Raw genomic sequence first — 14,602 nt, forward strand, 5'->3', positions numbered from 1 at the left:
AGAGAAATTAAGTGCTGCCACAACAAATATCAACAAACCATTTACCTAAATTGGGAAACTTTTCATTTGTGGAGTTAGTCAGACGTTCTATTTGTTCTTCAATAGCAGACATAGCTTTATTGGTTAGCTTAACTCCTGTTTCATAAGTCTGAGTTATTAATTTAACTACTACAGGATGTTTGCCTTTCCATGTCATGTTTTTTGCAAAATTTAAAGCAGTTTCAACTTCATCGAGAATGCTGCCATTCCAAGACTTTTCTAATATCCCCCATACTCTTTCAATGGGGTTATATTTGCTGTGATAGGGTGGATAGTAGGCTAACCGTATATTTAGTTGATATTGATGAACAAACTCGACTATACGTTTCATGAACTGGGTACGTCTAGAATTATTATCTGTCCCATTATCCTGGTTAAGAATCAGGGTTTTTATTGTGGGAAATCGCCAACTCTCACTCTTCCAAAAATCTTGTAGAGCATCTACAATAAAATCACTCGTTACATTAGACTCTGTAAAGTATAAAAATAGTTCGTCTAATTCTGGAAGGAAGATGCCGTAAGGAGTTACGGTAGTTTTTGGATGAAAATTATGGTCTTCTGTTTCTGTGACAACTCGGTTTTTTCCTCCTCTGTCAAAGCAGCCAATATCTACACGGGCTTTGGCATCCAGACTAAGACGTAAGATACTTGGATCATCCAGAGCGGATTGATTAACTATTGCTAATTGTTCAAAAATTGCGTCTGTTTCTGGAATTTTTTTTGAGGTAAAACTTTTGCTACTCGATTGAGTCTATAACCTAAATCATTCAATTTGATACGAATTGTTTCTTCAGTTGGTAACTGTTCGTCACTATAGCCACACTTTTCAATTAATAGTTTTCTGACTTTGCTTGCTGTTAGGCGTGTATATAACCTCTGGCTTTTAAAACTTGGGTCGGTTTGGCTCTGTGAATCAACTAATTTTTTAATATCTTCTAACAACGAAGGTAAGTGTTCTTCTGCTTTCCATCGACCCCTAGCTGAATAATTATCAAAGCAAGTAATCCCACTGGTTAATTCTTTAATTCCTTTACGAATGGTTTTTCTATCCCATCCCAACTCGTTTTGAGCTATGAGTTGTCCTCCATAGCCTAATCCCATAACAGTCTGCGCTTGAAAACGTCGTCTGGCTGCACCTTTCAATTGAGTAGCTGTTTCCTTGAGCAAACTTTTCAATGAGTCAGTTAATTCAATTGACACTCCAACACACCCCAAAACTCGAACCATATATTGAAATTACTACAAAAAGGGAAGTCACGGCAGCCGATGGCTGCCGTGACTTCCTACCCCCCTATAATGATTATCATTATTATGCTTTGGGGATTTTATTTCTTGGAAGTCCCACACCTCAGCATCTTTACTTGACTGCAAGTTGGTCAAGGCAAAGGTGATCAGCTTGGCATCAGTATCGAAAGTAGACGGACGACAGATTGCATTGCCAATGCTGCTATTTCTCCAATACTGAAAGCGTAGACGAATGTAGTTCAACGCTCGGTCAACGTTTTCATCTTCATAACCCAGGCTGATATGTTCTTTGGTAAAAAAATGCTCCATATCTACCAAGGTCGGGGTATTATCCCAAGCAGCTGAACCTAATCCTGCTTTCTTCGCCTCAGCAAAGCGTTGTTGAATATCAGGGTCATCATAAAAAGCTTTTGTCCCTAATGGAATCAAAGATTCGATTGTTTGGGAGAGGAAGCCGTCAAATGATTGCGACCCCAAAACTAACTGAAGAACAATCAAGTTCACATCGTTTCTATGGGCTTTGGCTCGTTCTTCTCGTTGCTCTGGAGGTATTTTTGATAAGTCCAATGGCTGTACTAGATTATTAGACTCCTTTGAAATATCAAAGTAAAAGCCATTGTGATATGGAGTGTAATCCCCAAATGTACCTGTTCCATCGTCGTTGGGCAGGTCAATCATCAGAACGCTCATATCTTGAGCCTGACACTCGGCAATGATGGAAGCAACTAAAACTGACTTACCTGAACCAGTTGTACCCAAAATTAAAATATTTTTGGTTTTTGATAGGTCAATTTTTATTGGTGAATCACTCTCATCTGCGATTAACTCAAAACCTTGATCGTCTGCGGAGCTATTCTGAACTATGTTGGTTAGTCCTAAAACTTCGCTGGTAAAGAACGTTAACCGCCGATTATACGGACGCATAAGAATCGGTTCTTGCCTAATGAGCAAAGTTTGCAGCCATACTAACCAAGCATATTCATATTCACGGGTAAGCTCTGTAGGTTGTGAAACGTAACCAGAAATTAATCTGCAAGCATCATCAATTTCCTCTGGTGTATCTCGATAAACAAGGACTACCAAACTCAAATTTAGTGGTGTATCTCCTGTATATAGTTGTCGTTGTGCCTCTACTGAACGTTCAACATTGATTTGAGCAGAAACATCAATTGATTTTTTCTGCTGCACATTTATATCTAACGCCCTAGAGCGTTTCGTAATCATCTGTTGGGCAGCACGGGTAATGCCTCGGTCAGCTGGTGAAAATTCTGTAATTACCTCCACGTCAAAAATATTATTCCTTGAAAATAAATTCCAAAGAAAGCGAATTTGATGTTTAGTAGAAGCAAAAATTTCTGGTTTGCGAGTTAGTACTATTACTCCGATGTATTTGTTGTTCTCTCCTTTTGGTAAACAAATCCATCGCTTATCAGCGAAAGGTACACCATTGTTTAAGATAATTGAGGTTAAATGAGGCTGATTGATAATTTCAATTGGCTTATCAAGTAAAGCTTTGTCATCAATCTCTTCTCTCAAACCTTGCTCATCAAACACTAAAGTATGCGGGATAATAACCTCTTTAGCCCCAATATTCTTGCAAAGGTCTTTCCATAACTCCTTATCTGATTTTGGCTGAGGATTTAAGCCCATCTCGGCTAGAATCTGCTGGTATCTTAATGAGGCTTCAAGTCCTTTAGTTAAAATTTGTGTAAATCGCTTTTTGGTAATTTGGTTAACTCCTGAATCTGTAAATCTTCTTTGGAGAAAGTTAGTCAGCTTGAGTAAGAATTTATCTACTGGGTCTGAGGTTTCTAATGCTTCAGAAGTCACTGTAAATGACCAAAAGATATTCAGCTTGATATTCTTCCGCGCCCTCTCATGGGTTAGTTTTTGAGTCCGGGCTAGTCTCCCCCAATCTAAAAATTCACACTCTAAAGAAGCTGAATTCTCCAGACGCTGCATTAAATATTCTTCACTGTCGCTATTATCACAAAAAGAACTCCATCTAAAAGTGATTTTTTCGCCTTGAGGAATTTCTTTGCAGCCATTTTCAAAAGCTTGAGCAATGGCTTCTATTTCCTGTTCTGAGTTAAACAAAGGATGAATCCCAGCACAGGTATAACCAAAGATTAATTGCAGTGTATTACTACTTTCAGTCAGATTCTTTTTGCTAAGTAAATAAGCTCCTATTAAATATGAATCTTTCTTGAGTCTGACTATAGTAGTTAAATCCAACCAATCTTCAAAGGGATTAAGAGTTTTAGGTTTGGATGAGCGAGTTAATTTAACTCTTCTCACACCAACTTTTTTCTTATGTTGTGCAGAACTGTAGGTAGCATATCCTCTTGTCCATCTTGGCACAATCGGGTAAATCTTTGACCAGTACAGGTATGGTTTGTCTCCTGATAGGAATGCAATTGATAAACTTGCCCAGAATGCAAAGCCTAAGCCCCAGAATATATCTAATCCTAAAATTAGGCTTAACAGTCCAAAAACTACAGAAAATACTCCAGCGAATATAACAAACTGTCTGCCTGTAAACGGCCCAAATTTTGGACTTTCACCTAAGCTTTGGTTAACTTTCCTAATCTCTTCTCTCATAGAGCATCAATCCAGAATTCGAGAGCCAGAATAGTGTGCTTGAACTGCAAATTAACATCAAACCCATACCAAATCTAAATTTGATAGTCTTCTATCAGCAAGGGCTTAATTTTCTGCTAATGATTTTAAATTTCAATTCAGTATGGGCTGTTATAAAAAATCAAGCACGTTTATCTATTGGCAATAACTAAATCTAATTCTGCCTCTGAAATTCTTCCCTTAGCTAAGTACAAGATGCGTTATTACCAAAAAGCAGTGATTGAAATACTACAATCAATATCACCGAAATAAAGGTGAAAATAGGCTGCTGAATAACGTTACTCACTTCTTCACCGCGCCCATACGCAGCAACACCTTGATAAATGGAGAAACAGAAATATCCAAATAGAACAATAGTCAGAGCAGTAAACAAAATTAATGGCAAACTTGTCAAAACTGCATTGTTAATAGTGCTACCAGATGAAGCACTAGTAATCACGCATTCCATTGCTTTTTGAGCATTAGAAAATATTGAATCTGCTCTTGCTGCTCTTGCTTGTAAAGCAATCAATAGCGTAGTAGCAACTGAAACAAGCTGCCAACGAACTTTTAAAAACATCTGAATTAAGCTTTTTGCAGGTTGAGTTCTTAATCTTCTATCCCCTGCTGGAGCAGCTACCAATATAGATAGTTTGGCTTTAACCAAAGCCAAAAGAAATTTTTTACCTTGCATAAGTAAAGACTAGTAAAGTTGCTTAACTGTCCCTTGGTTCAACCAATTTTAATTACTAGAAATACACCTTCTTTACTAACAAGCCTGATTAATTCATCAAGGAACAATAAAAAACTTTAGTACAAGTAATTTTAGTCAAACTACTTTAGCAAAGATAATTGAAATTTCTCTATATTTTTTTACTATTAAATTACTGCTGTACTAAAAATTTACTACTGTGATTAGTTGACAAAAGAATTTACTTATGACGTTAGAATGGTTTTTATTTTTCTATATCTAGAATAAATTTAATTATAAATACATTTATCTACTTTTATTACTTTGTCTTATCCACAATCAAATATTAGTTTTTAGAATTTTTTAGCCAGTTATTGTAGCTAAGAGGCTCATTTTGTGATAAAGATGCCCCTGTTTGGGGCTAAATTATATTGTTTTAAAACAAAAGGAGAATCAAACATCCATTTAGTGATAATTATACACTTATTGATGAGTTCGTTGCACTTTCGCAGCACATTTTTGCTCTCATTTTTCTAAATGGGGCAAATTATTTTGATTTAATTTTTATTAATTGTTTGAAATTACAAGTATAAGATGATGTAGTTAGATATTTGTTCATCGAAAATGTCTAACTGACACAAGAATATAATTCGCTTCAACTGCTAGTTTGATTTCCTTACCAGAAATCAGTTATGTTTTCTTTGCTTTAATCGCTCTGCCATCTTTAGAGCATCGGGGTTAGCCTTCAGCCATTGCTGCGCTTCCTGCTGTAAAATCAGCGACGGGGACTCTAACATCAACAGGCGCATTGCCAGCTGTTCCAGCTTTATTCGCTCCTGGGGCTGTAAGGAGATGTTTTCTGTGATGCAGTATACTTTCACCCAATGGCGTGCTTGACTACTTGCCTGTAGTTTCAGGCGAATGCTTTGACGATAGTCTTCTGGAGTAAAAATTTCTTCTACTTCAGGCTGGCTATAAGCTTCCATTTGTGTGATGGACTGGGAATTTTCAGAGTCGGTATCTAGCTGTGTAAAAGTTGGTGCAGATGTTTCAGTTCTCAGGGTACAGGTATCAGGTGGGGTAATATTTTTGGCTGACCTAGCTATTGGAAAACTGGTATCATTTTCGTGTACTACACTCGTATTATCAGTTGACGACAGGTTTTCCGTGTTTGATAAGTCTTGCTTATTGTCATTTTTGGCGGCGCTGGGCAGAACTAGACATTGGATTTGCTTATGATTTAAGTCATTTAAGACTTTTGAACAATTTGAAGAATTACAGCTGGTCGAAGAATTAGAAATGATCAATGATTTATCTCCTTGATTAAGTTCAGCAATTGGCGTTGCTGGTGGCAACGCTTTTGCTGAACTTAAATACACAACCTTCATATACTGGGGGGGTGTGTAAATTTTGGCTGTTTGTAGCTGTGTTGCTTGTGCTGTCTGGATTTCCGGGTTAGGTTCTTCTAACCAAGGATCTGGCAGTTGGGGGTATTTTTCTGCTGTTAAATTCGCTGTGTTGCTCTCTGGGCAATCATTTACAGGCTGTTTTGTTTTTGGTTTTTCTTGGTATTCGGGATGCCACAGGGTTAGGTAAATCGGCTTGTGCAGGGTTGTCTGGCTTACTCCTATGCCATACTGGGCTTTGGATGCGGCAATTATTGCTTGGGCGCGATCGCTTGTTCGTTCGGGAAATGTTTCTGTGGCTTGTAGCTGTGCGACTATTGCGCGAATTCGCTCTATTGTCTGTTGTTGCCTTTCTTCGTTGGGGTGTAGCGAGATGATTTTGTTATCATCTACTGTGCCAAATTGTTCTTTATAGCTGTTTACCCGTTGGGGAGAACCGGGGTAGGGGGTATAAAATCCTTCACAGCATCTAGCCCAGTCTCTGGCTCGTTGCTCAATTTCGTGTTGGTGGCGACACCACTGAGTGTATCCTGGTGACTGGCAAGCTGTGATGATGATATAGTCCACTAGGGCTTGTCCGCTTAGTTGACGAAAGACTATGCCGTAACAGGCTATGTCTTTGAGTAGTTCGTTTGTCTGGCCATGTCCTGTCCACCCTTCACCCAAACGCTCTTCCAGGTCATGCCGCCATTGGTCGATGGCGCTACGCTGGCGGTAAGGAAATCTGATGACTTTCTGAAATTTTGCTAGGGCGATCGCTTCTGTTAATGCTGAGTAATCTTGTCCTGCTGCTGACCAGTCGGCGGCATCCATTAGGTCTTCAACGTCGTCTGACCAAGGTTCTAATATGTCGTCTAGTATGTATGACCCTGCTTGTAAGGGTAAGCGGTGGGCGTTAAAGCTGCTGGGTCTGCCTTGACTGTATACTTTGCAGTTGGGGAAGATTTCTAGTTCTCCTCCTTTGATTTTGAATCCTGCTGCTTCTAGGGTTTGCTTGAGGGAGCAGGCTAGGAGGAATGATGGCTGTTTTTCTTCAAAAAAATAATATATGTGCAGTCCGCCACTTTCACTTGATTGTATGGGGACTGGTCGGCATAGCCCAATTTCTTCTAGGCAGGCCAGTAGTTCTTTATATTTTAAGAGGTTTTTGGCGGGATGTAGTTTGCTTTTGCGGTCGAGGTCTATTAATAAGTAGCTGGTTTCTTTGTCAAACCGTAGTCCTAGTAATACACTTTGGTCAAGGTATTGCTGCCACAAGTTTCTGGGCTGCAAGGGATAGCGGTTTTCTGTCTGCCATTTTGGGCGTTCTCCGCTTTTAGGGGTAGGGGCATAAATAAATCCCCATCCATGATGGAAGTGTGATAGAAACCTCTGCCCTAGTGGAGCTAATGGCTGGGGTATCTGTTCTGATGTTTTTTTTACATTCGCTAATCTCATTTCTTTCTCCGATGATGATTGGTTTCATCGGAGCTACCCACATTTTTTGGGTTTAAGATGTTGGGTGTAGTGAATATTCTTCTGCTATGCCCTGATTCCTATCCCTATTTAAAGGATTGATTAGCTGTGCTTTATTCAAATGTCACCAACGACTACAAACCAAAAATTGTCCATTTACTCAAAAATTAATTTTATTGGTAAAAAGGCTGAAATTCTTAGTCTGAAGCTCTCATAGTTAGTTTTTGAGGATTGATGCCACCTGATTTAAGTTGCACTAATTTTGCCTTTATGACGCAGACATTGTTAAATTGAAATTGCTTATTAATAATTTTTGACGGTTAGTTGCTAACCGCTAAACGTATGTCTGGCGTGTGAGCAGCTGGCCGATTTCTTTTTTAATTACTTTTAAAGCTGACTAAGCAACTAAGTAATGCTTAACTTGTGAGTAGTTAAGCCAGCAGAAATCGAACCTATATGGCATTTCAAAAAATAAAAATGCCGTTTTTGATTTAAAAAATCTATATTCACGACTCTCTCCTCATCTACGAGGCATCTAGCCGTCCAATCATCCTCAATTATTTTTGGCTCAGTAACTTTTGCCAATACTCTGCTTGAATCCAGAGTTGGGATAAATCGTAGCGGTAGATGCTTTTTTTAAGATTTGTTCAAAAAAAAGCATAAAGTATTCCGCCCTGTGTGCTAATATTGCCAACAGGGATTGAATGAACGAGTAGTGAGTCCTCGTTAGTCTGGAACAACTTGGTGTTTTGACCGGCCAGTCTTTATTGCACCAACACTGTTCTGCAACGACTCACATTAATTCTGACTATCTGAATATGCTGTTTTGATCGTTACTACCTCCCTTGTAATGACTAATTGCAGTTTTACGTGCAGACTTACTCCCGCTAGAGTAGCATGAAAAGCGGCTCGACCGTATAAAAACAGATTTGTCTGTCTGGTCTTGTAGGCTGACAAACACTCAAGCAGAAATTTAAACAATTACTACATACAAAAAGCGATCGCTCCTTGACTGGAGTGGTCGCTTTTTTAAATAGCTCCACTAAAATGTTAAGTACTTTTAAGTAAGTATTATCCATACTACAATCAACCTATTTCTTGTATCTACGTCTTTTTAAGACATGACTTAATTTTGTTTTTGTCGGTTAACCGCTCTTTTAGGAGTTTATTTGCAGCCGCATTAGAACTAATCATTTGCTATTCTGTATTTTTTCAGAGCCTCAACGATTTTATTTAAATTGGCTTGACAAAAACTTAACACCTGGGGAAGTTATTTATCTTTACTTTTGTGTTGCTGGTCAACATAATTCTTCATAAATTCAGTGATTACTTGGCTCATAGTCAGTCCCTGAGTGGCACAAACACCCTTGAATTGATTCCTTAAGTCTCCTGGGACAAAAACTCTAAGTTCCACTGTGTCAATTTCTTTTCCCTTTTTATTCAAGTTGTTACCTCCAACATATCCAATATATCCATCTTTGTACGTTTGTTAGGTATATCACAATCTTATGTTTTGTTAAGAAATAGATAATTACATCCAATTAATCCATTACATCCATTACATCCATTAGACGCTATACTGCGTTTAGTGGATGTAAAACAAACAGACCATAACTGAATTTTAAAACTACTAAGTTGTAAGTAATTTTGAAGTAAGCACAACTCGAAAGCGTCACTGAGAGTTTATCAGACGAATTAGTACAAGTGAGACAAGACTTCACAACAATCGACATAGCCACCTAGAAAGGTTAGCAACAGCCAAAAAAGGCTGCTACTAGCTTTATTAGGAGATTGCAAGTGATCAATATTTACTGTGCAGATATCGGAAATTACAGCAGCATCACCGCTCTCAAAGGTGAAAAACCTCGCGTGATGCGCTCAGTCTTCCAAGACGTAACTTATACCAGCGCCAGAGATTACGATACGGACGAGTCCCCGTCTGTCAAATTAGATAACAAAGTTTTAGTCCTCGGAGATCGCGCTACCAAGCAAAAAAACTCACAGACAGCAGCAGAAAGGGGTAAACAGCTTCCAGATTTCTTTAAACCTTTTACCCTAGCAGGTCTGAGGCAAGACTTTGATGGAGTTGTCCGGTTTCTTATCCCAGAACATTCTCAATGGGAAGAAGACACTATCAAAAGAACTCTAGTTGCAGATCACCAAATTACTGTCAACGGCACAAACTACAGACACCGAATCAAAAATGTTGAGTTTTATCTTGAGACAGACGTAGCTGTAGTCAACGCTTATAAAACTGGCAAGCTCGACATGGAAGGTGACACACTCGCTATCGACATTGGTGGTGGTACAACCAACTATGTCATCATGTCCCCTTCCTTGGAAGTTCTCACTCGCCGTTCAATTCCCAAGGTGGGTGGTGTTTCTCTAGCTAACGACATTATCAATAGTGACTTAATGCAGAGTTACGCCAAGCGCGATAACGTTGCGTTTAGAGTTGTAAAAACGATGGACGCGATCGCAGATGGTTCTCTCATCTACGGGCGTAAGTATGACTTTAGCTCAGTCTTTCCAGGACTACTAGAAAACTGGTTCAACAACCTGATGGACAGCATAACCACAGCCGCCAATGACTATCTTGCAGATACCACCAACGTCATGCTGATTGGTGGGTGCGCTAATTTAGTCCGTCAAAAGCTGAGTGCTAAACAAGGCTTTTACATTCCTGCCAATCCACAACTGTCAAATATTCAAGCACTCTTGGCCATGTGAAATGCAAGTACGTTTAGCAGATCAAGTTGCCAGTAAAGTTGAGGGAGTCCGCCTTTCACTGAACTATTCCAAGCTAAGTGACACCGTAAATCTGCTATTGGACGCAATTAGACATCAATGGCATTTGAAACTGTCATCTTTGCCCCAAACTGGGACAATTAACCCCAAAGTCAGACTGAATGAACGTCATCAAGCCTGGGTGTCCCAATATGCAACCGAAAGAGGAATTAGCGTTGCATCTGCCACCAATCTCTTGATTAGTGAATATTTAGCAGGCAACACGATAAATGTTTTGCCCCAAGCTTCAAAAAATACGGCAGAAAATCTCACATCAACTCCACAACTATCTCCACCAGAACCAAAGACTGAAAAACCGAAAGGTCAAACATTAGTTAGGAATCTCAAACTATGAATCAGAAGCGTGTTGTTTTGGATGAAAAGTATGTACCACTAGCCGAAGAGATTATTAACCAGACAGGAATTCACACCTTTTCACAACTATTTACCATCCTGTTGGTGAACTACGGTGATACTCTTGTTCGTTCGTTAAAAGGTGGGGGTGACAACTAATGCAAAATCTCTCTCGCATCTATGACTCAACATTATTGACTGAAGCAGACGTTTATCAAATCGATAGAACTTTGTACCGCTACCTTTACAAAACAGGCACAATCAACGCTCCACAGTTTATTTTCCGACCTCTTTCTGGACAGCGAAAGAAAGCTGACCTCAAACTGAATCATAAAGCTTTGACTACTCGTTGTTATGCCGTAGAAGGTTTATCTACCAACAGTTCTGTCATTAACCAACAATCACTGCAATTGTCATTATTTTGAGGTGAATATGACTCTGCAATCGCTATCTCAATTGGTGCTACAAGCCCAACAATTGCTCTCACAAATTGATCAACATCCGCAATACCAAGCTTTGCAAATTGATTGCGATGTCACATTGGGCGATGTTCGTCAGTTTTTCAATACTTTGCAATCTGAATGTCAAATCAAAGGCGATCGCACCCACTAACGCCAATCAGTAATGCGAATCGCCTGCCAACAGCACCAGGTATCAATATAAAGGATCTTACAAGATGAGCGACAATATCTTCTTTGAAGCCTTGAACGCGCTAACTAACAATGGATGCCCCCAAGAACTAGCACACTCAGCCGCTTCCATTGTGGCCAATGATAATCCCTTAAAACCAGATTTAGGCAGAACTTCTGAAGACCAACAGATTATTCAACAGGTGCTGCCATATTTGCAGAATCAGACTTGGAACTCAACAGGAGTTTATGACGGTTATCAAACCATTGATGACACGCCACATCCCCTGGCTCATGGGCAATTTTTAGCTAATTTAGGCGGATTAGTCCCTGACCACCTCATTTTTGCATTGGCAGAGGGTGAGGATTACCCGTTTGGGGTCATGCAGGAATTGGGCATTGATCCGGATGTGATTGAACGTGCTGAATCCATCCAGTCCAGATTGGGTGAGATGAATTATTGGGGTGAATAGCCATGAAGGTTTTGATTATATGGCTGCTGCGAATTCTGCCTGATGAGTTAGTGGAAGAAATCAATGCTGTCAGTCTGGATGAGTTGGATAAACGAGGTTTAATTATTTGGGCAGAGGAGCAAACATGAGTAAAATAGTAAAACTCAAGCTGGATGCACCCGTCACATACGCTGCTTTACAGTCTTTAACCAACATCAGCCAAGAAACTATATTCCAAGCACTCGACGGCAATAAGACAGCGGCCGCAGAGGTGGCAGATTTCAGAATCAAACAAACTCAACGCGCTCAAAATGCCAAAGCAGTATTCGGCAACTTAAATCAAGGGTTACAAGCAACTGAGGCAGTCATGGCAGAAGAAACCCAGTTTCTCACTGCCGCAGGTGCAAGTATCAACAAAATGGCTGATGGTTGGTCAAAGGTCAGAGTCAGCGATGCGCGTTTGGGCTATAGCCTACAGGAAAAAGTTATTGCATCTGACAACCAACTAGCCCAAGAACAGTTCCGGCACGGACGGACGCTCAACCTACTTGGTGAATCGCACCGTGCAACGCTTAGAGTGATTGAGATTGACGCTTCTAAGGCACAATCTCAGGTTTGGCAGCAGGTAAAGGACAAACAGCAAGGACTGTCACCCGCAGATCGAGCCAAAGAAACTCTCAAGGATATTCACAGACATGGTTCTAACGCCATGCGCGGGGTGAAAGGTTTTTTTAGACGATTGATTGACTAATAAGTAAATTCCCAGGGTTCGCCCCTGGGGATAACTCTTTACAAAGTTTGGCCAATGCTAACCAGAAATCAAAAAACACCAATTTATTTTGATGCTGAAATTGTTGACGATTCGCCCACCTCCGTAACTGGAGATGAATACGACTCCCAACTCTTACAACAGGCGATCGCCGAAACTGACAGTTCTATTGCCATAGTTCGTGGTATTGCCCAGGGTGCTGTTTTAGCAGGTTTTCAACTCACCTCAACCCAATGGCTGTACCTGGCTGGCAGTGTGGGACTGTTCCCAGCAGTAGTAGCTGGTTTACCAGTGGGTGCTTCTTTCGCTGCCACTCTTTGCTATTTGCGCTTTGAAAATGGTTTGATTCCCAAAATTACCAATCGTCAAAAGTTGGCTATTGGTGTGACTCGCACCGCGATGCTGGCTGCTAGTTCGAGTAAGCTAACCGGGGATGCCCGACAGATGGACTTCGTAGCCCGTAGCAGTTTTCAAGTATTTACTCAACAAGTGAGAGAGTCTGAAGGGATTCAGCAACCTAGTCAAAATCATTTTGGCTTCTTGCTGGGCTTTTCCGTATGTGCAGCCCTGGCACTGTTTTTATTATTACGGAAAAAGTGATGATGAAAGATGTTAAACCAGTAGAACTTAATCAACGCTCTTACAGCCTGCCACTGCGTTTAAGTTTGGCTGCCAAACTGTCTGTGGCAGGTGCTTTAGTTTGTGCAATAGCTGCTCATATCGGCGACGGCATAGCCAAGAAAGATATCTGTTTCTACCCAAAGTCAGCCAGAATTCACGATGCGCCCATTCAAGCTGGTGAGGGCAACCCAGAAAAACTATTGCTGGGTAAAAAGTATTGTAGGTATGAACAGCGATCGCAAATTCCAGAACCATACTTAAAGGCTAACCAGTACCGCACTAGCAACCCAAACTATAACCCTTGGGCATTCCTCCAGCATGAAGGTTTGTATGTGTTCCGTGAACTGCCAGCCGACAACCCATTTAAGATTCATTTGGGTATTGCAGCAATGGTGTTAGGGGGAATAGGTTTGTGGGCTACTAGTAAGGCACAAGATTATCTTAGTGATATCAGACCACATTACCGCGCTACCAAACAATTTGAAGGTGTAAGAGCGTCTTACAGTGTCAAACTGGGTGAACAATTGTTAGAACTGTCTGGTAACGAATTGCTGAAATACTTGCGTGGCATTAAAATTGCCGAGGCTAGGCAGCAATTTATTGCCAGCATTACCCCACAACAGCAGACAGCCCTACTCATGGCGATGTCAGCTGATGATTATTACCAATTCGGTCACTTGTTAGATGGGGGCCAGAGCTTTGAGAAATTTGAGCCACAGCAACAGCCAGCCGCACAATTACCATACAGCACACCCGGAACAGTACAAGAGCAAGTACAACAGTCAACGCTTGCACCTCAACCAGTACCAACAGGCGATTATCTTCACCCATCAGAGAGCGAAGCGTTAACTACCCTGCAAAGTATAGCCCGTTCTGATGGTTCTACTGCTTTAGTCGCTGCCCCAGGCTCAGGAAAATCCGTTGCTCTTGATTACCTGATACAAAGGATTCTCGATGATGACAACAGTGCTGATATTTGGGTAATCAGTGCAAAAAATGATCGCTTTTGCGGTTTACGGGACAAAGGTAGAGTTATTGTCTTTGATCAGGAGCAACCAGAAGCAACTAAACGCACAATTGATCAATTTTATGATTGCTACAAGCAACGTAAGCAGTTACCTGAACATAAGCGGGAATCATTACCGCCACTAATTCTGATTTTGGATGATTGGCTAGTTATCGCTGACCAACTCAGTAAAGCTTTTTCGGACTGGAATTATGTGTAGCGAACTGCAAACATCCGAGGCTAAAACTGCAAACAAGGCGATTTTGAAACCACATTAATTTGCAAATAAAGACGCTTCAAAACGACATTATTTGCAAATGAAACTGCAAACATAATTTTCAAACTGCAAACAAGCGGTTTGAAACCACATTCTCTGCAAATAAGCTGGAATGCTTACTGGGATTGGGATACAGCTATTTTAGCTTTGAGGGCTGTCCAAAAAATAAGAACTTTTATACTGGACATATATGTACACTTTTCATGGTTTAATTTGAACTAATACCGTTCAATTAAATATAGAAAGCTGTTT

15 protein-coding genes are annotated in these 14,602 nt (G+C 40.4%); 10 read left to right on the plus strand and 5 right to left on the minus strand.

Annotated features, from left to right (window positions below):
- Positions 1-7: 7 nt before the first annotated feature.
- From ACMX3D_RS30120 to ACMX3D_RS30140, 5 genes are all read right to left on the minus strand, one after another.
- Positions 8-1,233, minus strand: a protein-coding gene (locus ACMX3D_RS30120; RefSeq protein WP_482752268.1) for an ISAzo13 family transposase whose coding sequence is annotated in 2 segments (ribosomal slippage) — positions 8-753 and positions 753-1,233 — 1,227 coding nt in all. Because the reading frame shifts where the segments join, the coding sequence is not laid out codon by codon here.
- Positions 1,234-1,293: 60 nt separating this feature from the next.
- Positions 1,294-3,885 (minus strand): helicase HerA domain-containing protein, encoded by a 2,592-nt coding sequence (locus ACMX3D_RS30125; RefSeq protein ID WP_482749414.1) that lies wholly within the window; start codon positions 3,883-3,885, stop codon positions 1,294-1,296.
- Between the two features lie 223 nt (positions 3,886-4,108).
- Positions 4,109-4,597, minus strand: a complete 489-nt coding sequence (locus tag ACMX3D_RS30130; protein WP_482749415.1) for a hypothetical protein — start codon at positions 4,595-4,597, stop codon at positions 4,109-4,111.
- Positions 4,598-5,280: 683 nt separating this feature from the next.
- Complete coding sequence (locus ACMX3D_RS30135) at positions 5,281-7,437, minus strand: hypothetical protein (protein ID WP_482749416.1); 2,157 nt, start codon at positions 7,435-7,437, stop codon at positions 5,281-5,283.
- Positions 7,438-8,725: 1,288 nt separating this feature from the next.
- Positions 8,726-8,869 (minus strand): copy number control protein, encoded by a 144-nt coding sequence (locus ACMX3D_RS30140; RefSeq protein ID WP_313950006.1) that lies wholly within the window; start codon positions 8,867-8,869, stop codon positions 8,726-8,728.
- Between the two features lie 383 nt (positions 8,870-9,252).
- Between ACMX3D_RS30140 and ACMX3D_RS30145 the strand changes: the two genes are divergently transcribed.
- The 10 genes from ACMX3D_RS30145 (at position 9,253) to ACMX3D_RS30190 (ending at position 14,293) form a co-directional block, all read left to right on the plus strand.
- Positions 9,253-10,185 (plus strand): ParM/StbA family protein, encoded by a 933-nt coding sequence (locus ACMX3D_RS30145; protein ID WP_482749417.1) that lies wholly within the window; start codon positions 9,253-9,255, stop codon positions 10,183-10,185.
- 1 nt (position 10,186) lies between these two features.
- The gene (locus ACMX3D_RS30150; RefSeq protein WP_482749418.1) at positions 10,187-10,597 is read left to right on the plus strand and encodes a hypothetical protein; all 411 of its coding nucleotides are present in this window, start codon (positions 10,187-10,189) and stop codon (positions 10,595-10,597) included.
- On the plus strand, positions 10,594-10,755 hold the full coding sequence (locus tag ACMX3D_RS30155) for a hypothetical protein (RefSeq protein ID WP_482749419.1): 162 nt from the start codon (positions 10,594-10,596) through the stop codon (positions 10,753-10,755). Before ACMX3D_RS30150 ends, ACMX3D_RS30155 begins: the two co-directional genes overlap by 4 nt.
- Entirely contained in the window at positions 10,755-11,021 is a 267-nt protein-coding gene (locus tag ACMX3D_RS30160) for a hypothetical protein (RefSeq protein ID WP_482749420.1), read from the plus strand. Before ACMX3D_RS30155 ends, ACMX3D_RS30160 begins: the two co-directional genes overlap by 1 nt.
- 7 nt (positions 11,022-11,028) lie before the next feature.
- A complete protein-coding gene (locus ACMX3D_RS30165; RefSeq protein WP_482749421.1) occupies positions 11,029-11,208 on the plus strand; it encodes a hypothetical protein in 180 nt (59 codons plus the stop codon).
- Between the two features lie 64 nt (positions 11,209-11,272).
- Entirely contained in the window at positions 11,273-11,698 is a 426-nt protein-coding gene (locus tag ACMX3D_RS30170) for a hypothetical protein (protein ID WP_482749422.1), read from the plus strand.
- Between the two features lie 2 nt (positions 11,699-11,700).
- On the plus strand, positions 11,701-11,826 hold the full coding sequence (locus tag ACMX3D_RS30175; RefSeq protein ID WP_482749423.1) for a hypothetical protein: 126 nt from the start codon (positions 11,701-11,703) through the stop codon (positions 11,824-11,826).
- On the plus strand, positions 11,823-12,428 hold the full coding sequence (locus tag ACMX3D_RS30180; protein WP_482749424.1) for a hypothetical protein: 606 nt from the start codon (positions 11,823-11,825) through the stop codon (positions 12,426-12,428). The genes ACMX3D_RS30175 and ACMX3D_RS30180 overlap by 4 nt, the downstream gene beginning before the upstream one ends.
- 54 nt (positions 12,429-12,482) lie before the next feature.
- Positions 12,483-13,046 (plus strand): hypothetical protein, encoded by a 564-nt coding sequence (locus tag ACMX3D_RS30185; protein ID WP_482749425.1) that lies wholly within the window; start codon positions 12,483-12,485, stop codon positions 13,044-13,046.
- Positions 13,046-14,293: a P-loop NTPase family protein gene (locus ACMX3D_RS30190; RefSeq protein ID WP_482749426.1), complete on the plus strand. Its 1,248-nt coding sequence runs from the start codon at positions 13,046-13,048 to the stop codon at positions 14,291-14,293. The genes ACMX3D_RS30185 and ACMX3D_RS30190 overlap by 1 nt, the downstream gene beginning before the upstream one ends.
- Positions 14,294-14,602 lie beyond the last annotated feature (309 nt).

This window comes from Anabaena sp. TISTR 8404 (genome assembly GCF_056847745.1).